Genomic DNA, 23,236 nt, shown 5'->3' on the forward strand with positions numbered 1-23,236 from the left:
TCTTGGCCTTGCGCCTGAAAGCCGGTCGGCAAGCCGCTTCCGAGCCGGCTTTCACAAACGATCAAACGGCCGGACGATTACGTTTGCCCAGTGCCAGCAAACCCATGAAGCCGGACAAGAAAGTCCAGACGGCCGCGGGCACGGGAACCGGCGCCACATTGGCGGTGATTGTGAGGTTGTCGATGCCGACCGCGCTGTTGGTGGTTGGATTGGTACCGGTATTTTCGAACAAGCCGAAACTCAACCAATACTGGCCATTGGCGTCAGCCGCACCCAGACTGGCAACGGCCAAGGTGACGCTGTCGGGACCGTACACTTTGCCGACGCTAGCGATTGATTGGTCTAAAACCGTAACCGATGTGGTTAGCGGTGAATTGATATCGAAACCGGCACCGCCGATGCCGACCTTGAACCGGTCGGTGCTGCCGCCGGTTCCGCCCAGCACGAAGGCGCTGAAAACCCAATCGAAACCGACGGTAATATCGGTTGTGCCGCTCGCCAAGCTAAACGGCGTGGCAAAGCCGAAAGTTCCATCACTCGGCGAGCCGGCCAATTGCCCGCTATCGTCCCCCATAACCAGGAATTTATTCGTCGCGCTGTTATTAAAGAAAGTGGTTCCTGCGGCCAAGCTGAAACGTTGATTCGGATTGCCGGCGTTGTAGGTGTTTATCGTGTCCGTGCCTGATCTCAGGTTGACCGAAGTTCCAAGCGTCTGAGCCGAACTAGGCATGCCGGCATCGAAATTTTCATCCAGTAATGTCACCGTTTCGGCTTGCGCGGATGACCAGGAAAAAGCGCCCAGCATCAAGCCGGCAAGCAGTGTTTTTTTGATTAGCAATTGTTTCATTATTTTCCTCAATTAACTGTTAATAGGTTTGTTTACGTCTGCCGACGCCCACCAAACCGGCTAAAGCGCTGCCGAACAGCCAAACCGCGCCGGGCACCGGAACAGCGGACACGTTGCCGACCAGATTCAGTGTCAATTGATAAGTTTGCCGCGTGCTGCCGGCGCCCAAATCAGCATCGGACAGATTCAGCAGGTATTGCGCGCTGAAGGCGCCGGTATTGGCGGTCAGTAAATTGGCAACGAAGGCTTGGCTGCCGCCTTGCGCCAAGTCGGCGAAAGCGGACAAACCGGTTTCGAACGCAGCCGTGTCGCCGCTGCCGACAACGCCATCCAGATCCAGACCGATACGGTCGGCGTCGGCCATATTGAACAAAGCGAAATTCAGTGATGCCGCGCTATTTTGAGCAACGTTGCCGAAATCCAGCGTCAACACATTGGAAACCGAACTGCCGTCGAATGAAGCCGCTGCATGCAGCAAATAACTGTAATTGGCTTGCAAGTCGCCCGCCCACTCAACCGAATAATGGGTGGTGGAGCCGCTGGTTTGGCCTTGGGTTCTACTGAGAGTGGTTGTGGCTTGCAACGTAGGCAGAGATAAAGCCGCATTGACAGAGCCGTTACCAACATAATCATCCAGATTGGAATTTGCCACGCTTGCAGTCGCATTGGTAGCCGTTGCCGCGGATGAGTTTGGCCCCCAACTGCATTCGGTAAAGCCTGTCGGTCCCATGGCCAACGAACAGGCTCCGCCGGTTTGGGAAATGGCGGTAGAAAAATTGGCGGCCGCGCCAATCGCGGCCAAAGCAGCGGTACTGCTACCGCTTCCGCTTGCGTCTCTGCCGGGCCCATTATTTTTATAGCCGTACCCGTCGATGACTTGCAGGCGGTTTGAGGTCAATTGCAGATCAACCCCCGTCAATACACCGTTAGCCGCATTAAATTGTCCCAATGAAACATTGGCGATGGATGCATTATTGTTGCTATTGCTTGCCGATGCGACCGAAGTGCCGCTGGCGGACACCGAGGCCGATCCGCTAAAGCCGACCGCTCCGCTGGACGTGGTCAATGCCGCTTGCGAGATACCGCTTACCGCCAGCAAGCCGGCTACCGCCGTTAATTGAAAGTTTGTACTCATACCTTTTCCGTTTCTGGTTTCATTAAATTGAATGCGTGAAATATGGCCTATGCCGCGACAAACCGCCGGCCAGTCGCCATTAACAATATTCCAACGTTGTAATACTGTTACCCTTTAATAAACCAATATCCGTGCCAATTCCCCAAGTCCATGTAATTCTTTACTTACAACCCCATCAACCACTGGGATCGCTTGCATCCAATCGCCAAAAGCCGTGATTTGCCCTACTCGTTGTGGCATTTCCCTTACTTTCCCGCGCACTATTCCGGCGACTGCGTTCGAACGGCCGCCGCGATGCGTTAACTCGAACCGCTTGAATATCGACGCCGGCCGGCACGATCCGGCCCAAGCAGAGTCGATTGCCCGGACGTTAAAGCTACGAAAGAACGGATATTTCGACTATAATCCCGCCCCGTTTGCATGGCTTTTTGCCCTGCCCATCATTAATCCTTCTATCAATAACTACCTGATCAACATGCTGAATTTTCCCCGTGTGCCGGTTTGGTATGGAGTCTGCCGATATGGACATTGAAATACTGATCAAATCTCTCATCCTGGGGGTCGTCGAAGGCCTGACGGAGTTTCTGCCCATCTCCAGTACCGGACATTTGATTCTGGCCGGGGACCTGCTCGACTTTAACGACGATAAGGCCAAGTTGTTTACCATCGTCATACAGGTTGGCGCGATCCTGGCGATTTGCTGGGAATACCGCGGCAAAATCGCTTCGGTACTTGCCGGCCTGACTAGCGACAGGCAGGCGCAAAAATTCGTACTGAATCTGGCCGTCGCCTTCATCCCGCTGGCCAGCTTGGGTTTGCTATTCGGCAAACATATCAAAGCCTTGCTGTTCAAACCGGTACCGGTGGCGCTGGCCTTTATCGTTGGCGCTTTCGTCATTATCTGGGCGGAAAAACGCGAGCATAAAATCCGCGTGCACAGTGTCGACGACCTGAGCATGCTGGACGCCTTCAAGCTCGGCATCGCCCAGGCTTTTGCGCTGATTCCCGGCACATCGCGCTCCGGTTCCACCATCATCGGCGGCCTGTTGTTCGGCTTGTCGCGCAAGGCCGCGACCGAATTTTCGTTTTTCCTGGCCATTCCTACCCTGGTCATCGCCAGCCTGTACGATTTGTACAAACACCGAGATTTGTTGCATGTCGAAAGCGACGTAGCCTCGTTCGCCGTCGGCTTGGTCGCGGCCTTCATCAGCGCCTTGCTCGCCGTCAAAGGCTTGCTGCGCTACATCAGCCACCACGATTTCATCGTTTTCGCCTGGTACCGCATCGCCTTCGGCCTAATTGTGCTAGGCACCGCATACAGCGGCTTGGTGCAATGGACAGTCGACTGAACGCACATTTCCCACATTTTTTGTTTTTATAGGTAAGTTATGGCTTTGCCACTGTTGATGATCGTCCTGGGCTTAATCATTCTGGTCTGGAGCGCCGACTTGTTCGTCGAAGGCGCCGCCGCCATTGCCCGTCATTTAGGCATGTCGCCCTTATTAATCGGCATGGTGGTGGTCGGTTTCGGCACCTCCGCGCCGGAGCTGTCGGTATCCGCCCTGTCGGCCTGGCAAGGCAATCCGGGCATTGCACTGGGTAACGGTTACGGTTCCAACATCACCAACATTGCCTTGATTCTGGGCGTCACCGCGCTAATCAGCCCAATTGCCGTACATTCGCAAATCTTGAAAAAAGAATTGCCGATTTTGTTATTGGTGACCCTGTTTGCATTTATACAACTTCACGACGGCGAATTCTCCCGCCTGGACGGCGCGGCGGAATTGATCGTGTTCGTGGGCGTCATGGTCTGGATGATCGTACAAGGCATGAAACAACACCGTGCAGACAGCTTCGAACAGGAAGTCGAAGCCGAACTGGAGGCGCACGCCATGTCCGAATATCAGGCCTGGATTTGGTTGCTTGCCGGCCTGGTTTTGCTGGTAATCAGTTCGCGCATGCTGGTATGGGGCGCGGTATCGATAGCCACCGACCTGGGCGTCAGCGATTTAGTCATCGGCTTGACCGTGGTCGCCGTCGGCACTTCGCTACCCGAACTGGCCTCGTCGGTCATGGCCGCCCGCAAGGGCGAACACGATCTGGCGGTGGGCAACATCATCGGCTCAAATCTGTTCAACACCCTGGCCGTGGTCGGCGTGGCCGGCGTCATTCATCCCATGAACATCCCGGCCGACATTATCAACCGCGATTGGCCGCTGATGACATTATTGACGCTGGCTTTATTCGCCATGGGTTACGACCGTAACGGCAACGGCAACATCAATCGCTGGGAAGGCGGGATTTTGCTGACCGCATACACCGGCTACACCCTTTATCTGATCAATACCGTGGTGAGCCATTAAGCATGCCGAGGGAAATCCACTTACGCAATCTGGCCTTCCGCTGGAGTAACTGGCTGATGTATTCGCCGGCGTTATTGCTGGCGAGCGCCGTGCTGTTAGGGTATTTTGCCGTTCACTACACCAGCCGCCACCTGACGATAAATACCGATACCGCCGAACTGATCGCACCCGAGTCGGAGTTCCAGCAAAACCGCCGTAAATTCGAAAAAGCCTTCGGCCAGGACGTACATACCCTGTTGGTGGTCATCGATTCCACCAGCCCGGAACTGACCAAAGCCGCCGCCCACCGCCTGGGCCGCGAACTGCGCGCCGACACCGAGCATTTCAGCACTGTCTACCGTCCCGACGAAAATGCATTTTTTCACCGTAACGGCCTGCTTTATATAGATACCGACAAGCTACAGGATTTTTCCGTCACCCTGGCCCAGGCCCAGCCGTTTATCGGCCGCATTTCCCAGGACCCCAGCCTGAACGGTTTTTTTTCGATTTTTGAAGACGCGCTGAATGCGGAAAATCCGACCGGCGAAGTGCCGATCGATTTAATGTCCTTGATCGACAAAGTCAGCCTCTCGCTGCATAAAACCCTGAACGGCGAAACCGACTTGCTGTCCTGGCAAAAACTGATTGCCGAAAACAACATTAGCGAAGCCCAGTCGGACAAAGCCTTTATTTTCGTCACCCCTAAATTCGATTTCAGCCGGATTCTGCCGGCGGAACCGGCCATCAACGCCATTCGCAGCGCGGTCGCCAAAATTCAAGATCCCAATTTACCGACGGTCAAAATATGGATCACCGGCGAAGTGGGCCTGGAACACGATGAAATGGCCGGCATGAGCGAAGGCACGTTTACCGCCAGCATTTTCTCGCTGGTTTTGGTCTGCGGGATCTTGCTGATCGCCTACCGTTCCTGGCTGCTGATGCTGGCCACCTTGCTGACCCTGACTCTGGGCATGATTTTCTGCGGCTTGTTCGCGGCGGTGGCGGTCAAGGAATTGAACCTGATTTCGGTAGCGTTTGCGGTATCCAACATCGGCCTGGGGGTGGAATACGCCATCCACTTTTGCCTGCGCTACCGGGACAACCTGGACCTGCACGGCAAGGACAAACTCAGGGCCATACACTCGGCCGTGCTCGATACCAGTCCATCGCTGATTTTATGCGCCGGCACCACCTCGATCGGCCTGTACGCCTTTGTCCCCACCGACTACCAAGGCATCTCCGAGCTCGGCCTGTTAGCCGGCTCCAGCTTGTTCATTTGCTTGTTCATCACCCTGACCGTGCTGCCGGTTTTGCTGAAAATTCTGCCGACGCCCGCCATCCATCCCTTGCAACGCGGCGAGCACCCGGGCGCCTCGAAAATATCCTTGTGGCTGGCGGCTTTTACCCTGCATTACGCCAAACCCATTACCTGGGCCACCGCGCTGCTGACCGCCGCCGCCCTCTATCTGGTGTTTCAGGTCAAGACCGACTTCAATCCCATCAACTTGCGCGACCCGCATACCGAATCGGTGATTGCCTTTAAAGAGTTGCTGAAAGCCCGCGACACTTCGCCGATGACGCTGACAGTGTTGGCGTCATCGGCGGACGAAGCCAAATCCATGCAGGAAAAACTCGGCAATCTTAAAACGGTGGATAAAACCGTCAGCCTGTTCGATTTTGTGCCTGAAGACCAGGAAAACAAACTGGGCATTATCGACGACATGATGATGACGCTGGGCCCGCAGAGCCAGTCGTTCCCGCAGCTGAAAATGGGTACCGACCCCAAACCCAGCATTCTGCGCATGATCGCGGCTATCGACGCCAACCTGCCTAAAAAAACCGACCCGGCCGAAATCCGTTCCCTCCGCGCCTTCAAACAAGAACTTCAGGACGTACTGGTGGAACTCAATGCCCGCTTTCAACCCGATCGCGGCGTGTTTATCGAAAAAATCCAGACATCGTTGCTCGGCACCCTGCCCACCGTCATGAACCAGTTGCTGACGGGCTTTCAGGCCGAGGAAATCCAACCGGCCAGCATTCCGCCCGAAGTGAAGGAACGCTGGCTGAGTAAAGAAGGCTTATACCGTATCCAAATATTCCCCAAGGAAGATCTGAACGATCTACATCATTTGCGGAACTTTATTACCGACGTACAGGCCATCGCGCCCGACGCCACCGATTTGCCGGTCATGTATTGGGAATCCATGAAAGCCGTACTAGCCGCCTTTCAACAGGCCATCATCATTGCGCTGACGGCAATTGCACTGCTGCTGTTATTCATCCGCCGCAGCATCGTCGATACCCTGCTGGTGATGACGCCGCTGGTATTGGCCGGCCTGTTCACCATGGCCAGCACCGTATTTACCGGCACGCCGATCAACTTCGCCAATATCATCGCCCTGCCTTTATTGATGGGACTGGGCGTCGACAATGGCATACACATGGTGGAAAAATTGCACCACTCCCTGTCGGAAAACCAAAATATTTATCAGTCCAGCACGGCGCGCGGCATGTTTTACGGCGCCTTGACCACCATATCCAGTTTTATCGGCTTGGCATTCTCGCCGCATCAGGGCATCGCCAGCATGGGTTTGGTCATTACCATAGGCATTTTCTGGATCATGACCAGCACCTTTATTCTGTTGCCGGCCATTAGTAAACTGACGCTAAAACCGAAAGTGGCGCAACATCAAGTCGAGACCGCATAAGCTTCCCCGGTTCAACCACTGCCGAGCCGGCTTTTGGCGCTTGAATGTCCGAATATATCCCGCCACAATTATTTCGTCCCCTAGTTAGATTTTCCTGTTGAGGCCAGCATGTTCGTAATCTTGGGTTATGTAGTAATTTTAGGCGGCGTTTTGGGCGGATTCGCACTTGCCGGCGGCCACATCGGAGTGCTTTGGCAACCCGTTGAGGTCCTGATTCTGCTCGGTGCCGGCAGCGGCGCCTTTTTGGCCAGTAATTCGTTGGGCATCATCAAAGCCGCTTTGGCCGACAGTTTTGCCGCTTTAAAACCCAGCCCTTATGACAAAAACTTTTACCTGGAATTATTACTGAGTTTCAACGCTCTCTGCCAGAAGGCCCGAAAGGAAGGCTTGCTGTCGCTCGAAAAAGTGGTGGACGACCCGGATTACAACGGCATGTTCGGAGAACAAATAGCCGCCGATCGGCGCCTGATGGAATTTATTTGCGACAAGCTACGGCTTATTTTGACCGGCGTCGATGTCAACCATTTGGAGGATCTAATCGATGCCCAGCTTGAGGTGCATCTTGAAGAGGGGCATGTGCCGCTCAGAGCCGTGCAGCGGGTGGGCGACGGCATGCCCGCCTTCGGCATCGTGGCGGCCGTTATGGGGGTGGTGCATACCATGGAATCGGTAGGCATACCGCCCACTGAGCTGGGCAAACTGATTGCCGCCGCGCTGGTGGGCACCTTCCTGGGTATCCTGGTGTCCTACGGTTTCGTCAGCCCGATAACTGCCGTGATGGAAAACCGCCTGGAAGACCAGCTTAATGCCTACCGATGCGCGCAAACCGGCTTGCTGAATTGCGCCAAAGGCACCTCGCCGACCATGACGGTCGAGTTCATGCGTACCATCGTCCCGCATCATGCCCGTCCTGGTTTTATCGAAATGGAAGAACAGCTGAAAGCCGGCAAAGGGTAAGCCGCGATGGCCGAAACCCCGATTATCATCAAGAAAATCAAAAAGCGGCCGCGACACGCCCATCATGGCGGTGCCTGGAAAATTGCCTATGCCGACTTCGTCACCGCGATGATGGCGTTTTTTCTGTTGATGTGGTTGCTGGGATCCACCGACGACGCCACCAAAAAAGGCATATCCGAGTATTTCCACGACCCGTTCGGCGTCAACATCAGCAGTTCCGGCGAAGGCGTGGCCGATAGAGCCTCGCTGATCCAGGGCGGCGGATCCGATCTGGCTTCCAAGGATGACGGCCAAGTGCATATGGGCCAAACGTCCCCGCCGCCCATCGCCGAAATCACCCCGGAAGAAATAGCCAAACAGGCCGAACGGCAGGAACGGCAAACACTGGAAAAACTGGAAGGCAAAATAGAATCCATGCTGGACGCCAACGCCAAACTGGCCGAATACCGCGACCAAATCAAGCTGGAAACCACTCCCGAAGGCTTAAAAATCCAGATCATAGACGCCCAAAGCCGGCCCATGTTCAAACTGGCCAGCTCGGATATAGAAGATCACGCCAAGATGATTCTGCGCGAACTGGCCCCCGTCATCAATGAGCTGCCTAATAAAGTTACCGTCAACGGCCATACCGATGCGCTGCCCTTCCCTGGCAACAAATTCGGCTACTCCAACTGGGAACTCTCCAGCAACCGCGCCAACGTGGCCCGCCACCAACTGAACCAGGGGGGACTGGCCGAAGAAAAGATTTTACGGGTCGTGGGCCTGGCGTCCAGTATTCCGTACAACACCGACAACCCCGAAGACCCTATGAACAGGCGCATCTCGATCATCGTCATGAACAAAAAAACCGAAAACCAAGTGATTCATGAAGGTGCCGTGCCGGAAAAACATTGATCCCGCAACGGTTGAAATGTAGCCGGGTACTTATTCCGCACAAAACAACCGCTACCAACCCTGCCCAATTTTGAGCACCGGAGAATTATTAAAGGTTATCGGATACCGAACCTTCAGCGCATGACTGTCTGCGATAACACTTGGCGTAGCGGCTTTAGCTTCGTCGAAACCATTAAAATTTGAACGTCGATTATCGATATAGACTTGCCGAAATCGGCTAATTCACAGTTTCAGCCCATTGCGGACCGCGCTACGCGGGGCTAACAAATTATTGGCGATTACGGTCCTCAAGTAATTACCGTCGGCTCTGTCCGCCCCGTGCGTTTTTTTACTTCGCATAGCTGCTCGGCTATTTCGATCAACTCCGCAAGCGCAACTTGCGCATCTTGATCATACTTGAGGATGTCGCGTTCATAGCGCTCCAAATAGATTCGTAATGTCGCCCCGACAGTACCCGTTCCTGACAGGCGGAAGACGATTCGCGAGCCATTGGTAAATCCAATGCGTATGCCCTGATTGGCGCTTACGCTATTGTCGACCGGGTCGGTATAACTGAATTCATCGGCAAATTTAACGACATTCTCCCCCCAGCTTTTTCCGGGCAAACTGTTTAACTGGCTGCGCAGATGTTCGAGAATACCGTTGGCTATTTCCGTATCGACGGCTTCGTAATCGTGGCGGCAATAAATGTCCCTGCCGTATTTTTGCCAGTGCTCGTTTACGATGTCGGCAACGGCTTGGCGCTTGCGGGCAATTAAATTCAACCAGAACAGCACGGCCCACAGACCGTCTTTTTCCCGAACATGGTTGGAGCCCGAGCCGAAGCTTTCTTCGCCGCAAAGGGTAATTTTATCGGCATCCAAAAGGTTGCCGAAAAACTTCCAGCCGGTTGGGGTTTCGTAACAAGGCAAGCTCAGCTTGTCGGCAACCCTGTCAACCGCTTGGCTGGTTGGCATGGAGCGAGCTACCCCGCTGATACCTTTGGCATAGGCCGGAATAAGGCGGGCATTTGCCGCCATAATTGCCAGACTGTCGCTGGGCGTAACGAAAATATTCGCACCCATAATCATGTTGCGATCGCCGTCACCATCGGAAGCGGCTCCAAAAACAGGCGGATTGGCGCCGAACATGATTTCCGTCAGTTCGTGCGCATGCGCCATGTTGGGATCGGGATGACCTCCGCCGAAGTCTTCTAGCGGCACGGCATTAAACACGGAACCCGGAGCCGCGCCGAGCTGGCCTTCGAGAATTTGCTTGGCGTAAGGGCCCGTGATGGCATGCATGGCATCGAAGCGCAGGGTGATCAAGCCGGCGGCTATACTTTGTTTAATAAGGTCGAAATCAAATATTTTCGCCATCAGTTCCGCATAGTCGGCAACGGGGTCGACGATGCGAATCTTCAGGTCGCCAAGGTCCAATTCGCCAATGGTGTCCAGGTCGACGTCATCGATTTCGGCTATTTGGTAGGCGCTAATGGTTTTGGTATTGGCATACAAGGTATCGGTAAATTTTTCCGGAGCGGGGCCGCCGTTACTGACATTATATTTGATGCCGAAATCTTCATCCGGCCCGCCGGGGTTATGGCTGGCCGACAAAACGATACCGCCAAACGCTTGATATTTCCGGATAATATTGGAGGCCGCCGGCGTGGACAATAAACCTCCTTGGCCTATGATCAACTCTCCAAATCCATTGGCCGCGGCCATCTTAATGATCACCTGAATGGCTCGGCGATTAAAATAGCGACCATCGCCACCCAAAACTAGAATTTTTCCCTGAAAATCGTCTAAACTATTGAAAATAGACTGAACGAAGTTCTCCAGGTAGTTGGGACTTTGGAAAACTTTTACTTTTTTGCGTAGCCCGGATGTACCGGGTTTTTGGTCATCATAGGGAGTGGTGTTATGGGTTTTTATTTTTATTTGCATGTTCTACCCTTAATGCGACAATTTAAAGCCTTTAAGTTACACCAAAACACGTATCTTTAATAGACTTGCAGGTAGACTGATTGGTTATGAGACAGAAAATATTGTTTCGCAATGTTTTGTTAAGTTTTTGCCTTGCTCCGTGCCTTAGCGCGGCCGATCCCGACGTTAGATTAATTATCGATACCCAAACGCGCAACCTTGAAATCATAAAAGGCGAGGAAACGCTTGAGGTGCTGGAGCATGTGGTCATCGGCCGCAAAGGCGCAGGCACCAAAGAACATCGCGGCGACGATATTACGCCGCTGGGTAATTATCGGATCGGCTGGATCAATGAAAAAAGCGCTTTCCGTAAGTTTTTCGGCTTAACCTATCCGAATTTGGATCACGCCGAAAAGGCTTTACAAAATGGCAGGATTGATCAAGATACTTATGAAGCCATTGTCAAAGCGGAGTTCAGAGGTCAAATTCCGCCTCAGAATACCGACCTGGGCGGCCAAATCGGCATACATGGCTTAGGCAGCGGCAGCTTAAGCGTTCATGAGGTTTTCGACTGGACGCATGGCTGTATTGCTCTAACAAATGACCAAATTGACCGCTTGAGCCAGTATGTTGAAAAAGGCACACTTGTGACCGTTAAATAATGTTGGTAAATTCCAAAAAAATGTTGGAGAATTGCCACCGTATGTTCTTTTTTGTTTCTTAAACCACAATCAAGGGGAAAACCATGATGAAAGCTGTAAAATTATCCGCACTTGTTGCTGTTGCTGCTCTGGCTACTGGCTGCGCAAGCACTTCAGACATCGAAAACCTGCAAGGTCAAATCGATTCTCTGAAACCACAAGTTTCTGCCGCATCTGCTGACGCTGCTTCCGCAAAAGCTGCTGCCGCCGAAGCTGCTGCAAAAGCTGCTGCTGCTGAAGCTGCTGCTAACCGCGCCGCTCAATACGCTCAAGACACCAACAGCAAATTGGATCGCATGTTCAAAAAATCACAACACAAATAAGCTTTATTGCTGTTGTTGATTTTAAAGCCCGTGAGCTAAAAGACTCACGGGCTTTTTTTATGCCTCAGTTTTGTGCTGCTTGGCGGGTAGTTTGATTCTGGCGCTCAAAGATCGCAATCGGAAGGCCTGTCGGCTTTTCTAAGGCCAGTTTTAAGATGGAGCCCTTAATGACGGGCATTTGCCCGCCATTGGCTTGTTCGATCAAGTTGAGGGCCGAGTGCAGACGCTGTTCGAAAGTAGCAGGGGTTTCTTCCATTTCCGGATACACTTCCATGTACAGCGTATCGTGATACCAGCCCACTTTAATGGGTTGGTTGACAATATTGACCGGCGTACCCACTTTAACCATGGGAAAAAACTTTTCAATGTCTTCCGGGTACATTCTCATGCAGCCGTGACTAACGCGCATGCCTATGCCATTGGTTTTTTGCGTGCTATGAATCAGGTAACCGGGAATGCCCAGCCGAAAGGCGAATAATCCCAATGGATTGTCGGGGCCGGGCGGGTAGTATGGCTCTAAAGTATCGCCATCCGCTAAATGCTCCGCAATGATAGAAGGCGGCGGCGTCCATGAAGGATTTTCCATTTTGCCTGCAATCTGGGTTTTTACCAGAGGCGTTTTCCAGTTATTTTCCCGGCCGATGCCAATCGCATACGTGATCACTTGGCTGGCATTGGGATAATAATAAACCCGCATTTCCGGCAAATTCACCACAATACCTTGCCGCGGCGCATTCGGCAGAATAAAACTGGTCGGAATCCTCACCGGCGTGCCGGCACCCGGCAACCAACGGTCCACATTTTGATTGGCCAGTACGATCTCATCCTGACCCAGATGGTGTTCAACCGCAATATCGATCAACGTATCTTCATATTTGGCGGCCACATATTTAACCTCGTATGGCGGACTGCCGACGATGCCGTCTCCCGGGCGATCGGGCGCTGGCAATGTCAGCGCATATGCAGCGCTAGTCGCAAACGCCAGTAAACTCGATAATATGCTGCGTTTCATCAGACCTTACCCTCGACATTAAATAATTCAAGCAGACGCGGAAAGAATTGGGCAAGTTCCGCGCTCATAATAGAAAAATCCGCGTCAAACTGCTCGATGTCATCAAGCGCCTCAATATCGGTCGCCTGCTCCTGAACCAAATCCAGAAACTTCAAGCGCTTAACCGCCAAGCTCTCATCCAGCACAAACGACAACCTATCCGCCCAACTCATCGCCAACTTAATCACTTGCTTGCCGCTATCAAGATGGTTTTTGATTTCCGGCAGCGCCAAATCGTGACGCTTGCAACGAATAATCCCGCCTTCATCTTCCAATGAGCGTAGCTCGCATTCATCTTCAATCAGAATGTCCTTCGGCGCATCATGATTCAACAGCCATTGCGTCATAACGGCAGCAGGTTTGACGGCAGCGCCTATCGGTACGACGGGAAGCGAGCCCAGGCATTTACGTAGCTGGCTTAATACATCTTCGGCCTTTTTGGCCGATGCGGCATCGACCACAAGCCAACCGCCTTGGCTATCGATATAAGCGAATGTTTTTTTGGAAAAGGAAAAAGCTCTAGGCAGCAAATCAAAAATGAGCTCATCCTTGATACGGGTGCGTTCCTTGCCCGCTAATTTACGCGCTTCGCGCTCTTCGATTTCACTGATTTTATCTTGCAACATTTCATTGATCACGGAAGCGGGGATGACTTTTTCCTCTTTCTTCGCACAGATCATCATGAAACCGTTATTGGCATGCACTAAAGCATCCGAGGTCCTGCCCAGGGGGGCTGTCCAACCAAAACTAAACTCATCATGCCCGCCGCAAGGGCGAAACGCATGTTGCCGCAGTTTTTGCTCCAGATCCTCGGGCGACAGTGAAAAAGATTCCGTAAAACGGTAAATGGCAAGATTTTTAAACCACATGCATCAGCTCAACAAAAAGGAGAGGATTATCGCAAATTAATGTCGGAGGGAGAACCTATTCAAACAAATACTCCACCGCCGGTGTTTAAGCAGGGCCTTGAAATTTTTCTAAACATAGTTCAATTAAAAAGGTTTGCTAGAATGCCAATAAGCTTACTATGCCAACATTGTTCATCACACTAATAGGCCTTTTTAATGTCCAGCATGGAAATGGTTATTCTCGGCGCCATGACAATATTGCTGTTGTTTTGGCTGCGGCCCGGTATTAAAGCCGCCGTGGCGCGCGGCAAACAAGCCCCGGCCGATTGGCGGAGCCTGTTTTTGCCCCTCGGTTTGGTTGTGATGTTTGTGATTTTTTTAATTGCGATGGTTTGAAATGATTGACGAAGAATATTTTGAAGACGAAGAGATAGACGAAAGCGAGTTTTATGCGATTCGCCCCAATAAAACCCAAATAAAAAAGCAAATCGCCGCCATTTCCACAATGGCCGAACAGATTTGCGAGTTGGCCCCGGCGCAAATTGCCGAATTCAACCTGCCCGAGCGCATTGAGCAAGCACTCCTGGACGCTGGAAAAATGGGTAGAAACGCCGCCCGTAAGCGGTTATTGAAATACATCACCGCTCAATTTCGCACACTGGATATCGAAGCAATAGAGGAAAAGCTGGCGCGCATGAAAAATAAAAGCGCGCATGCCGTCCGAGAACACCATCAAGCCGAACGCTGGCGCGAGCAGTTATTAGCCGATACCGGCAATCATCAACTCACGCTATTCATGACCGAATACCCGGAAGCGGACAGCCAACATATCAGGCAATTGCAACGCAACGGGCAAAAAGAGGCCAAAGAAGGTAAACCGCCTAAGGCGTCGCGCCTGCTATATAAGTATTTAAAAGAATTAATTGCCGACCAACAAGTCTTTCCTTCGGATACTTTGCGGGAGGATGAGCTCTCGGACGAAGACGAAAGCGAGCAATAACCTTCACATCGGCAGGTTTTGCATCTGACGTTTAATCCAATCCTGCCGCCTGATTAAGTAAGAACTCGGTCTAGCGGCGTTTAATTTAAGCGGATTCGGTAACGTAGCGGCCAGTAGCGCCGCCTGACTGGCTGACAACTGCTTGGCCGAAATGCCAAAATAATGCCTGCCGGCGGCTTCTATACCGAACAAATGATCGCCAAATTCGGCGATATTCAGATATACCTCCAAAATCCTGGCTTTACTCCACAAGCTTTCTATCAAAAAGGTAAACCAGATTTCCAAGATCTTACGCCCAACATTTCTCGCCGGGCTTAAAAACAGATTTTTGGCGACTTGCTGACTGATAGTGCTGGCGCCGCGCAATTTACCGCCGCGCCTATATTGCCGGTATGCCTGGTATATCGCTTCAAAATCGAAACCGTGATGCCGATAGAAACGTTGATCCTCGGCGGCAATAACGGCCGCAAACATCTGTTTGGATATTTGGCTGCCGCTTACCCAGCTATGTTGAATCGGCCGATAGTGTTTGCCGGCAGCTAAGTCGTCGATATGGGCATGCAGCATAAATGCGGACGTGGGCGCCGGCACATAACGCAGCACGGCAACCAAAACGATTGAGGCCGCAAACAAAGCAAATCCGGCATATCCCGCAATCTGCAGCAGACGTTTCGGCATGTTTTGCCCTCTCTGTCGGTACTGGCTTGGTTGGCGGTAACGGTTGGATCGGCGCTGAGACTTCAAGGCATTAATAAGATTTGGAATTGACGGATAATTTGCGATAAATCATAAACGGAAAGTTCATTCCGGATAAAGGAAATCCAAAATCGGGTTATTTGACATACAAAAGACGGTAAATAACATAGTTTAGACGCTAGCAAACTCCTCTTCCGTAGGCATTCCTTGAAAAATCAATAACCTAATAATATGGCATGCGGATTGCTATATTAATATCAGGTGTCAGGGATTTTAAGTTCTCTCCCCCGTGAACATGGAAAATATAGACGCCAAGGAATATCCCGGATAATTGCATAAGGAATTGTGCATTTATCCGGGCAGGGACGGCCTCAATCCAGCCCGCCCACCTCCACCCCCTACCCAAGCAGCCGCCTGTTTCATGCCGACGTCGAAGCCTGCCAGGGTGTATCATATAAGCCGGTTCGTTTCTCCGCCCACAACTCGGTCCATGTCCAAAATTTTACTCATTGCCATCTATCTGTTGGGCGCCAATAGCCTGGCCGACTCATCGCCCCAGAATTGGGCAAAGCGCACCACCCCGACTCCGGATCCGGTCCCGCAAAGCATCGGCAACTATACCAGCGGCTGCATTAGCGGCGCGGTAGCGCTGCCATTATCGGGAAAAGGTTATCAAGTCATGCGCTTATCGCGTAACCGGTTTTACGGACACGCCACATTAATTCAGTTTATTCAGCAACTCGGACACGTTGCCGCCGACCGGCAATTGGGCACACTGTTGATAGGCGACCTGGGCCAGGCCCGCGGCGGACCGACGCCTAGCGGCCACCGCAGCCATCAGACCGGCCTGGATGTCGACATCTGGTTTTTGCTCTCCAAGCAAGCGGACCATCGCCTGTTAAGCGCCAACGAGCGGGAAAGCTGGAGCGCTCCGTCGGTAGTGAACGTGGATACAGACACCGTAGACTACCGGCAATGGACCCAGGCGCACGAAATAATACTGGAGGCGGCGGCGCTCCATCCGGAAGTCGACCGGATTTTCGTCAACCCCAGTATCAAACAAGAGTTATGCAATCATAAAACAACCTCATCCGCGGCTTGGTTGCGAAAAATCCGGCCGTGGTGGAAACACGACGACCATTTCCACGTGCGTTTGAGATGCCCGGACGCTAATCCGCACTGCCAAGGCCAGCCCGCGCTACCCGAGGCGGACGGCTGCGATGCCAGTTTGGCCTGGTGGTTTTCCGAAGAGGCCAAGACGCCAAGCAAGCCGAGCAAACCCGCCATTCCGCCGCCCTTGCCGGCTTTGTGCGAACAAGTCTTAAACCGATAGGATGAGAGCAGCTCGGACCAAGACCCGGAAATACCGCTTTATGCTCGTTACGGGAGAAAAATAGCGTCTTTTTTATCGTTCGGATGCAGTCTCCGCGGCCGATCCTCCGGATACCCCCGGACGAAGCAGTTGCCGCCGCTCCGCGTTGACCAGAATTTGTTGCCGTAACCGCGCATTCGCCCGCGACCAGCCGCATATTTCTTCTAAAGTGCGAAAACAGCCCAAGCAGATGTCTTGTTCGTTCAAGCAACAATTTCGAACGCAAGGCGACGGAATGTTTTCCGCGTCTTCATTCATGGCACGGACCCGCGAAAAAAGCTTGCGCCGCGCTTACGTCGCGAGCGATTTGCGCCTGCAGCGCCGGCAGGGAATCGAAGCGGACTTCATCGCGCAATCTGGCCTTGAAATGCACTTCGACATAGCGGCCGTAAATGTCCTGGCTGAAGTTAAATAAATGCGTTTCCAAAACCGCTGTTGCGCCGCCATCCACCGTGGGGCGATTGCCAAGATTTGCCACGCCGTATAATTCTCCGCCGTCCAATCCGGTCATCGTTACCGCAAACACCCCAACCAGCGGCGTATTTTTACGAAACATTTGCAAATTGGCGGTCGGAAACCCTAATTCCCGCCCCCGCTTATCGCCATGCGCCACCCGGCCGCATACCGAATAGTCGCGGCCGAGCAAGATTTTGGCCTGCGCTAAGTCTCCTTCTCCCAGCGCATCGCGGATTAACGTGCTGCTGATGCGCAAGCCGTCCAGTTCGAACGAATCGGTGGCTTCAACCGCAAAACCGTATTCCTCCCCCCGGTGCTGCAGCAAGGCGAAATTGCCGCGCCGGGCCTTGCCGAAGTGAAAATCGTCGCCAATCACCAAATGCTTGATGTTGAGCCTGTCCACCAAAATATCGCGGATAAACTGCTCGGCATCGTAATCGGCCAGCATGCGGTTGAAAGGCAACACCAGTAATTCGTCGATGGGCAGTTTGGCAAATTGAATCACTTTTTCCCTTAATCGAGTTAACCGCGTCGGCGCGTGGTCGCCCAGAAAATATTCCAAGGGCTGCGGCTCGAACACCATGGCCACCGTCGGCAACCGCAAGCGTTGGCCGTGCGCCGCCACCCGCTCGATGACGCGCCGATGCCCCAGGTGCAAGCCGTCGAAATTGCCGATAGTCAGCACGCAGCCGTCACGTAACGGCTCAAGATGATGTAATCCCCGAATTAACCGCATAGCATCCGTCATATTAAAAACCTTGGATTTTATCAGTAACGGACGGCGCGACCTATCGTCATTTATAATAGCTCGCTTATAAATCGCCCGGCCTTACCCCGAATGATAGACACGCTATATATCGAATCCGCAGTCGCCGAACATCCGCGTATTACAGCGATTCGGCGGCGTTTTCCGGCAGCCCGGGTGGTAAATTGCGAACGCTACGGCGAAGTATTCAACCCCAAAGCGCAAAATTTTCGCCTGCAAAAGCAAAAACCTGCCTTGATTATGGCCCGCAAGCACCAGAAATTCGTTTTGCCGGCCCCGGCCGGATACGGCATCGGCGGCGAGCGCAATTATTATTTCTCCCACATGCTCAACTGCCTGTACGATTGCCGCTATTGTTTTTTGCAAGGCATGTATCAGTCGGCCAACTATGTGCTGTTCGTCAATTACGAGGATTTTCAGCAGCAAATCCGCGACATTTGCCGGGAAACGCCCGAGGAAGCGATTTACTTTTTTTCCGGTTACGATTGCGATAGCTTGGCATTCGAGCCCGTCACCGGTTTTGCGGAGGCATTTTTACCGGTGTTTGCCGAATTACCGAATGCCTGGCTGGAACTGCGTACCAAAAGCACGCAGATTCGCGGTTTGCTGAATCGGCCGGCTTTACCGCGCTGCGTGGTGGCGTTTAGTTTGTCGCCGGATTCCGTCGCCAATAAAGTGGAAGCCAAAGCGCCGTCACCGGTAAAACGTATCGAAGCCGCAGCCAAGCTGCAACAGCAGGGCTGGCAAATAGGTTTGCGTTTCGACCCGCTAATTTATCAACATGATTACCAAGACCAGTATCGGCAATTATTTTCGCAAGTCTTCTCGGCAATCGATGCCGATGCATTGCATTCGGTGAGTCTGGGCGTATTTCGTTTGCCGGAGCACTTTTTTAAGAAAATGCATAAACTCTATCCAGAAGAACGCTTATTCGCCAGCCCGTTGCAAAACGCTTCCGGCATGGTGTCGTACAAAGCCGAACTGGAACAGGCCATGATGAACGACTGCGGCGAGATGCTGCTGCAATACATCCCGCGGGAGCGTTTTTTTCCGTGCCACCTATAACACGCACCGTACTGGTCACTGGTGCCAGTTCCGGCATCGGCCGAGCCATAGCTAAACTGTTATTAAACCAGGGCCATTTTGTACTGGGCTCAAGCAGGGACAGCCGACGCTTTTGTGTCGAACATCCCCGCTTCACTCCGATACAACTGGATTTAGCTAACCTTCGCGAGATCGAGCCTTGCTGCAAACGCCTGCAAAACGACTTTCCGCAACTCGATGCGGTTGTTTTTGCCGCCGGTTATGGCCAATTCGGCCATCTTGAACAATTTTCTTTTCCGCAGATCGAGCGTTTAATGACGGTCAATTTTACCGGGCAGGCGTTTATGACCAAGGCTTTGCTGCCCAAGCTCAAACAAAAACCGCACTGCAATCTGATTTATATAGGCTCGGAAGCCGCGCTCAAAGGCGGCCGCAACGGCAGTATCTATTGCGCCAGCAAATTTGCCTTGCGCGGCTTCACTCAGGCCTTGCGCGACGAATGCGGCAAAAGCGGCGCGCGCGTGTCCTTGGTTAATCCGGGCATGGTGGATACGGCATTTTTCGAAACGCTGCGGTTCAATCCCGGCCGACAGCCGGAGCACGCTTTGCAGGCGACGGATGTCGCCGAGGCTGTCGGCTATATATTGCATGCCAACCCGCATTGCGCCGTGGACGAAATCAATTTAAGCCCGCTGAATAAAGTCATCGAATTTAAGAAATAACCGGCCTATTGTGTACTTTTGTTATTGCATAAAAACCCGGACGCGGGAATGACCGGGGCTGATAAAATTATCGACCCGTATCAAATATGCGGTTGCAAGGCTTTTGGACGAAACGGCTTGAATTTAGCGGAAGCGGCGGTGTCGGAGATCTGCTTTTTACCCGCTACAGTGTCGGCCGGTTGGCGCTGAACTGGTATTACAATCCGATCCTAATGGGCGTATTAATAAACAAATTAACGATCGAATGCATTTTGCCGCCGCGGAAGAGAACGCAAAACTCAACGCCGGCGATATTTTGGGGCCCCTTCCTGGGGAATGAGAGCATTTAAAAAGACTTGAATGATGAACTTTGTAAAATTTAATCCTCGGCTTTGGTTTTTATTGGGTTTTATCGGCTGCTGTTCGTTACTGGCGGCCGGTGCTTACATGCAATTCGTGGCGGAATTGGAACCCTGCCCGCTTTGCATATCCCAACGTCTGGCCATTCTGGCTACCGGCGTCATTTTTTTATTCGCCGCTTTGCATAATAAAGCCCATAAAGCCTATGCGCTCGGTGCCGCTGTTTCCGCGCTGATCGGTGCCGGCATTTCGGCCCGGCATGTCTGGCTGCAACATTTACCCCCCGACCAAGTCCCGGAATGCAGTCCGGGGCTTGAATATGTATTTCGGCATTTCCCGTTAACCGAGACCATCAAGCTGATGCTGACCGGCACCGGCGAATGCTCGCAAATCGAAGGTATATTTCTGGGATTAACCGTCCCGGCGTGGACATTGCTCGCCTTTTTGATATTGGCGGTCTTCAGCTTGTTAACCATACGGCTGCAAGCAAAAGCGGACGAATCCCGGATTTGAAACCTTTTTCGGGGACCGTGCCCGGGCGTCGGTTTTCCGGCAAAACAGTATCGATTCGAAGCAGGGTCCAAACTGTTATGCACAAATTTGGGGCGATGGCAATTTCTAACATTCGTTTTCAGCCCCGGCATTTAACCCAGCTCAATTAAACGCGTAAGCCATTGAAATTATTAATATAGTTTTTGTGATTTAAAATTACTCAAGTTAACAAATCCGTAACAAAAACCGGCACTAAGCTCACTTAAGCCAATGTAATCCACAGAGTTATCCACAACTTTTGTGGGTAACTCGAATTCCTTAATCTCCGCAAATACTTAGGGTTGTAACATCAAAATAACATCACCAAGCATGGCTAAATGCAACACCTCGCGAACGCTCATTGCGCAAATTGCCATCCCGGTTCCGTTGCAGGGTTTGTTCGACTATTTACTGCCGGAGCCGGCGGACCCGCAAAGCATCCAAGCTGGCATGCGGGTATTGGTGCCGTTCGGCAAGGGGACAAAAACCGGGGTCATCTTAAATATAACCCACCTTGGCGACAGCCGGATAGACCCCCAAAAATTGAAACGGGTCGAGCAGATTATCGACTCCGTGCCGCTATTGTCCGCCAAGGATTTACAGTTGCTGAAATGGGCCAGCCGCTACTACCACCACCCATTGGGCGAAGTTCTGTCCACCGCGTTTCCGGCGGCACTACGGCAGGGAAAGCCCGCGATTTTGCCACACGACTATTGCTACAACCTGACCGAACAAGGCCGGCAAATCCTGCCGACAACCTTGAAACGCGCAAGCAAACAACAGGCTTTACTGACTGTATTTCAAGCCAGTCCGCTTGCTATTGCGGCAACCGAGTTAACCCGGCACAAGACCGCGTTAAAAGCCTTACAGGATAAAGGCCTTATTCGGAAAGACACCCGCCAAGACCATAGCCTTGCCTGGGACAAGCAAACACAAGCGTTAACGGCCAATCCGGAGCAGCAGCACGCTATCGATACCGTGCTATCCGGTTTAGGACAATTTTCCGTATCCCTGCTGCAAGGCGTGACCGGTAGCGGCAAAACCGAGGTGTATATGCAGATCATCACGGAAGCGTTATTGCGCGGCCTGCAGATATTGGTTTTATTGCCCGAAATAACCTTGACGCCGCAACTGGAACAACGTTTTCGCCGGCGTTTTTCCGCCCCCATCGTCTGCTTCCATTCCAAACTCAACGATAACCAGCGTCTGCATGCTTGGCTGAATATGCAGCAAGGCCATGCCGCCATCATGCTCGGCACCCGCTCGGCCTTGTTTACCCCGTTGAAAAATCCGGGCTTGATCATTCTGGACGAAGAACACGACAGCTCTTTCAAACAGCAGGAAGGCTTTCGTTTTTCCGCCCGCGATGTCGCCATTGCCCGCGCCAAAATATTAAATATTCCGGTATTGCTTGGCTCGGCGACCCCTTCCTTTGAAAGCCTGTTTAATGTCGCCCAACATCGTTACCGGTTATTGCAGCTGTCTATTCGGGCAGGCAATGCCGCGGATCCGGTATACCAATTGCTGGATATCCGTAACAAACCCATGCAAGCCGGATTATCGGAAGCGTTGATTACCGCTATCCGATCCACCCTGGCGCAAGGACAACAGGTGTTACTGTTTCTCAACCGGCGCGGCTTCGCACCGGTACAGATTTGCCATGGCTGCGGCTGGGTATCGCGCTGCGGCCGTTGCGACGCCAATATGGTGATACACGCGGCGGAACGCCGACTACGCTGCCACCATTGCGGCAGCGAACAGCCATTACCCAAGGATTGTCCGGCCTGTAAAACCGGCGAATTGCAACCGTTGGGCCTGGGCACCGAGCGCATCGAACAGATGCTGGCGGAGCTATTTCCCAACAACGCCATCATCCGCCTGGATAAAGACAGCACCCAACGCAAGGGTTCGCTGGAAGGTTATCTGGAACAAATTCATAGCGGCCAAGCCGACATTATTCTCGGTACGCAGATGCTGGCCAAGGGTCATCATTTTCCCGACGTGACCTTGGTGGCAATATTGGATATCGACAGCGGCCTGTTTAGCGTCGACTTTCACGCCGGCGAAAAGCTGGCGCAGATGATTGTGCAAGTCGCCGGGCGCGCGGGCCGGGCCGACAAGCGCGGTAAAGTGATACTGCAAACCCGGCAACCGCAACATCCTTTATTGACGACCTTGATCGAGAAGGGCTACCAGGCTTTTGCGGAAATTGCCCTGCGGGAACGCCGGCAAGCCGGCTTGCCGCCTTTTAGCTACCAAGCCCTGCTTCGCGCGCACGCCAACAATGCCCAGGCGCCGCAACAGTTTTTACAGGACGCGACAACTGCGATTCTGGGTTTTAATACCGGCAACACTCAAATTCTAGGACCGGTTGCCGCCCCGATGGCGCGCCGGGCCGGACAATTCCGCTTTCAATTGTTATTACAAAGCCCGCAGCGCAAGGATTTGCATCAATTGCTGGATCAAGCCATACCGAAGATTTCCAAGCTAAAACAAGCCGGCAAGGTCCGTTGGTCGCTGGATGTCGATCCGGTGGATTTATATTAAGTCATGGAAAACAAAGCCAAAGCCCCGGCTTTTTATGGGATAATTCCGCG

General features: G+C 52.6%; 23 protein-coding genes. 15 read left to right on the top strand and 8 right to left on the bottom strand.

Translation table 11 applies throughout. The features are described 5' to 3' along the window. Positions 1-61 precede the first annotated feature (61 nt). Together NP596_RS03185 and NP596_RS03190 are read right to left on the bottom strand one after the other, a co-directional pair. Positions 62-847 (bottom strand): hypothetical protein, encoded by a 786-nt coding sequence (locus NP596_RS03185; protein WP_256613778.1) that lies wholly within the window; start codon positions 845-847, stop codon positions 62-64. Between the two features lie 19 nt (positions 848-866). Beyond that, the gene (locus NP596_RS03190) at positions 867-1,982 is read right to left on the bottom strand and encodes a hypothetical protein (RefSeq protein ID WP_256613779.1); all 1,116 of its coding nucleotides are present in this window, start codon (positions 1,980-1,982) and stop codon (positions 867-869) included. 313 nt (positions 1,983-2,295) lie between these two features. On the opposite strand from NP596_RS03190, the gene NP596_RS03195 reads away from it, so the two are divergent. From NP596_RS03195 to motB, 6 genes are all read left to right on the top strand, one after another. Further along, positions 2,296-2,514, top strand: coding sequence for a hypothetical protein (locus tag NP596_RS03195; RefSeq protein ID WP_256613780.1), 219 nt, complete (start codon positions 2,296-2,298; stop codon positions 2,512-2,514). After that, positions 2,504-3,331, top strand: a complete 828-nt coding sequence (locus tag NP596_RS03200; RefSeq protein WP_256613781.1) for an undecaprenyl-diphosphate phosphatase — start codon at positions 2,504-2,506, stop codon at positions 3,329-3,331. Before NP596_RS03195 ends, NP596_RS03200 begins: the two co-directional genes overlap by 11 nt. A gap of 39 nt (positions 3,332-3,370) precedes the next feature. Then, positions 3,371-4,345 carry a calcium/sodium antiporter gene (locus tag NP596_RS03205; RefSeq protein ID WP_256613782.1) on the top strand — a complete coding sequence of 325 codons (975 nt, stop codon included), beginning with the start codon at positions 3,371-3,373 and terminating at the stop codon, positions 4,343-4,345. 2 nt (positions 4,346-4,347) lie between these two features. Then, positions 4,348-7,032: an MMPL family transporter gene (locus NP596_RS03210; protein ID WP_256613783.1), complete on the top strand. Its 2,685-nt coding sequence runs from the start codon at positions 4,348-4,350 to the stop codon at positions 7,030-7,032. Between the two features lie 108 nt (positions 7,033-7,140). Then, the gene (gene motA / locus NP596_RS03215; protein WP_256613784.1) at positions 7,141-7,989 is read left to right on the top strand and encodes a flagellar motor stator protein MotA; all 849 of its coding nucleotides are present in this window, start codon (positions 7,141-7,143) and stop codon (positions 7,987-7,989) included. Between the two features lie 6 nt (positions 7,990-7,995). After that, positions 7,996-8,883 carry a flagellar motor protein MotB gene (motB, locus tag NP596_RS03220; protein ID WP_256613785.1) on the top strand — a complete coding sequence of 296 codons (888 nt, stop codon included), beginning with the start codon at positions 7,996-7,998 and terminating at the stop codon, positions 8,881-8,883. A 287-nt stretch (positions 8,884-9,170) separates the two neighbouring features. On the opposite strand, the gene NP596_RS03225 is transcribed toward motB, so the two are convergent. Next, complete coding sequence (locus tag NP596_RS03225) at positions 9,171-10,811, bottom strand: alpha-D-glucose phosphate-specific phosphoglucomutase (RefSeq protein ID WP_305891667.1); 1,641 nt, start codon at positions 10,809-10,811, stop codon at positions 9,171-9,173. Between the two features lie 86 nt (positions 10,812-10,897). Here NP596_RS03225 and NP596_RS03230 point away from each other — a divergent pair, with 86 nt between their 5' ends. Further along, entirely contained in the window at positions 10,898-11,452 is a 555-nt protein-coding gene (locus tag NP596_RS03230; protein ID WP_256613786.1) for a L,D-transpeptidase family protein, read from the top strand. An 83-nt stretch (positions 11,453-11,535) separates the two neighbouring features. After that, positions 11,536-11,814: an Lpp/OprI family alanine-zipper lipoprotein gene (locus tag NP596_RS03235; protein WP_256613787.1), complete on the top strand. Its 279-nt coding sequence runs from the start codon at positions 11,536-11,538 to the stop codon at positions 11,812-11,814. Positions 11,815-11,878: 64 nt separating this feature from the next. Here the strand turns inward: NP596_RS03235 and NP596_RS03240 are convergent, their stop codons facing one another. After that, positions 11,879-12,826, bottom strand: a complete 948-nt coding sequence (locus tag NP596_RS03240) for a L,D-transpeptidase family protein (protein WP_256613788.1) — start codon at positions 12,824-12,826, stop codon at positions 11,879-11,881. Further along, entirely contained in the window at positions 12,826-13,734 is a 909-nt protein-coding gene (gene rdgC / locus NP596_RS03245) for a recombination-associated protein RdgC (RefSeq protein ID WP_256613789.1), read from the bottom strand. Before rdgC ends, NP596_RS03240 begins: the two co-directional genes overlap by 1 nt. A gap of 195 nt (positions 13,735-13,929) precedes the next feature. Between rdgC and NP596_RS03250 the strand changes: the two genes are divergently transcribed. Together NP596_RS03250 and yjgA are read left to right on the top strand one after the other, a co-directional pair. Then, positions 13,930-14,109, top strand: coding sequence for a hypothetical protein (locus NP596_RS03250; protein ID WP_256613791.1), 180 nt, complete (start codon positions 13,930-13,932; stop codon positions 14,107-14,109). Position 14,110: 1 nt separating this feature from the next. Next, positions 14,111-14,713, top strand: coding sequence for a ribosome biogenesis factor YjgA (yjgA, locus tag NP596_RS03255; RefSeq protein WP_256613792.1), 603 nt, complete (start codon positions 14,111-14,113; stop codon positions 14,711-14,713). A 3-nt stretch (positions 14,714-14,716) separates the two neighbouring features. On the opposite strand, the gene mtgA is transcribed toward yjgA, so the two are convergent. Further along, positions 14,717-15,391, bottom strand: coding sequence for a monofunctional biosynthetic peptidoglycan transglycosylase (gene mtgA, locus NP596_RS03260; protein WP_256613793.1), 675 nt, complete (start codon positions 15,389-15,391; stop codon positions 14,717-14,719). 508 nt (positions 15,392-15,899) lie between these two features. On the opposite strand from mtgA, the gene mepA reads away from it, so the two are divergent. Next, positions 15,900-16,742 (top strand): penicillin-insensitive murein endopeptidase, encoded by an 843-nt coding sequence (mepA, locus tag NP596_RS03265; protein ID WP_256613794.1) that lies wholly within the window; start codon positions 15,900-15,902, stop codon positions 16,740-16,742. Positions 16,743-16,814: 72 nt separating this feature from the next. On the opposite strand, the gene NP596_RS03270 is transcribed toward mepA, so the two are convergent. Next, positions 16,815-17,039, bottom strand: coding sequence for a DUF1289 domain-containing protein (locus NP596_RS03270; RefSeq protein WP_256613795.1), 225 nt, complete (start codon positions 17,037-17,039; stop codon positions 16,815-16,817). Continuing rightward, a complete protein-coding gene (ribF, locus tag NP596_RS03275; protein ID WP_256613818.1) occupies positions 17,032-17,973 on the bottom strand; it encodes a bifunctional riboflavin kinase/FAD synthetase in 942 nt (313 codons plus the stop codon). The genes NP596_RS03270 and ribF overlap by 8 nt, the downstream gene beginning before the upstream one ends. 102 nt (positions 17,974-18,075) lie before the next feature. Between ribF and NP596_RS03280 the strand changes: the two genes are divergently transcribed. The 4 genes from NP596_RS03280 (at position 18,076) to NP596_RS03295 (ending at position 23,186) form a co-directional block, all read left to right on the top strand. Beyond that, positions 18,076-19,068 carry an SPL family radical SAM protein gene (locus NP596_RS03280; RefSeq protein ID WP_256613796.1) on the top strand — a complete coding sequence of 331 codons (993 nt, stop codon included), beginning with the start codon at positions 18,076-18,078 and terminating at the stop codon, positions 19,066-19,068. Beyond that, a complete protein-coding gene (locus NP596_RS03285) occupies positions 19,056-19,769 on the top strand; it encodes an SDR family oxidoreductase (RefSeq protein WP_256613797.1) in 714 nt (237 codons plus the stop codon). Before NP596_RS03280 ends, NP596_RS03285 begins: the two co-directional genes overlap by 13 nt. Positions 19,770-20,111: 342 nt before the next feature. After that, a complete protein-coding gene (locus tag NP596_RS03290) occupies positions 20,112-20,621 on the top strand; it encodes a disulfide bond formation protein B (RefSeq protein ID WP_256613798.1) in 510 nt (169 codons plus the stop codon). Between the two features lie 348 nt (positions 20,622-20,969). Continuing rightward, complete coding sequence (locus NP596_RS03295) at positions 20,970-23,186, top strand: primosomal protein N' (protein ID WP_256613799.1); 2,217 nt, start codon at positions 20,970-20,972, stop codon at positions 23,184-23,186. Positions 23,187-23,236 lie beyond the last annotated feature (50 nt).

Source organism: Methylomonas rivi (genome assembly GCF_024505165.1).
Classification (GTDB): Bacteria; Pseudomonadota; Gammaproteobacteria; order Methylococcales; family Methylomonadaceae; genus Methylomonas; species Methylomonas rivi.

Coding starts and splice junctions, on each gene's coding strand:
- NP596_RS03225 (WP_305891667.1), bottom strand. CDS start 10,811: ATGCAAATAAAAATAAAAACCCATAACACCACTCCCTATGATGACCAA.
- motB (WP_256613785.1), top strand. CDS start 7,996: ATGGCCGAAACCCCGATTATCATCAAGAAAATCAAAAAGCGGCCGCGA.
- mtgA (WP_256613793.1), bottom strand. CDS start 15,391: ATGCCGAAACGTCTGCTGCAGATTGCGGGATATGCCGGATTTGCTTTG.
- NP596_RS03230 (WP_256613786.1), top strand. CDS start 10,898: ATGAGACAGAAAATATTGTTTCGCAATGTTTTGTTAAGTTTTTGCCTT.
- NP596_RS03210 (WP_256613783.1), top strand. CDS start 4,348: ATGCCGAGGGAAATCCACTTACGCAATCTGGCCTTCCGCTGGAGTAAC.
- NP596_RS03190 (WP_256613779.1), bottom strand. CDS start 1,982: ATGAGTACAAACTTTCAATTAACGGCGGTAGCCGGCTTGCTGGCGGTA.
- NP596_RS03200 (WP_256613781.1), top strand. CDS start 2,504: ATGGACATTGAAATACTGATCAAATCTCTCATCCTGGGGGTCGTCGAA.
- NP596_RS03295 (WP_256613799.1), top strand. CDS start 20,970: ATGGCTAAATGCAACACCTCGCGAACGCTCATTGCGCAAATTGCCATC.
- NP596_RS03280 (WP_256613796.1), top strand. CDS start 18,076: ATGATAGACACGCTATATATCGAATCCGCAGTCGCCGAACATCCGCGT.
- NP596_RS03270 (WP_256613795.1), bottom strand. CDS start 17,039: ATGAATGAAGACGCGGAAAACATTCCGTCGCCTTGCGTTCGAAATTGT.
- NP596_RS03290 (WP_256613798.1), top strand. CDS start 20,112: ATGAACTTTGTAAAATTTAATCCTCGGCTTTGGTTTTTATTGGGTTTT.
- NP596_RS03240 (WP_256613788.1), bottom strand. CDS start 12,826: ATGAAACGCAGCATATTATCGAGTTTACTGGCGTTTGCGACTAGCGCT.
- mepA (WP_256613794.1), top strand. CDS start 15,900: ATGTCCAAAATTTTACTCATTGCCATCTATCTGTTGGGCGCCAATAGC.
- NP596_RS03185 (WP_256613778.1), bottom strand. CDS start 847: ATGAAACAATTGCTAATCAAAAAAACACTGCTTGCCGGCTTGATGCTG.
- NP596_RS03235 (WP_256613787.1), top strand. CDS start 11,536: ATGATGAAAGCTGTAAAATTATCCGCACTTGTTGCTGTTGCTGCTCTG.
- yjgA (WP_256613792.1), top strand. CDS start 14,111: ATGATTGACGAAGAATATTTTGAAGACGAAGAGATAGACGAAAGCGAG.
- NP596_RS03250 (WP_256613791.1), top strand. CDS start 13,930: ATGTCCAGCATGGAAATGGTTATTCTCGGCGCCATGACAATATTGCTG.
- motA (WP_256613784.1), top strand. CDS start 7,141: ATGTTCGTAATCTTGGGTTATGTAGTAATTTTAGGCGGCGTTTTGGGC.
- rdgC (WP_256613789.1), bottom strand. CDS start 13,734: ATGTGGTTTAAAAATCTTGCCATTTACCGTTTTACGGAATCTTTTTCA.
- NP596_RS03205 (WP_256613782.1), top strand. CDS start 3,371: ATGGCTTTGCCACTGTTGATGATCGTCCTGGGCTTAATCATTCTGGTC.
- ribF (WP_256613818.1), bottom strand. CDS start 17,973: ATGCGGTTAATTCGGGGATTACATCATCTTGAGCCGTTACGTGACGGC.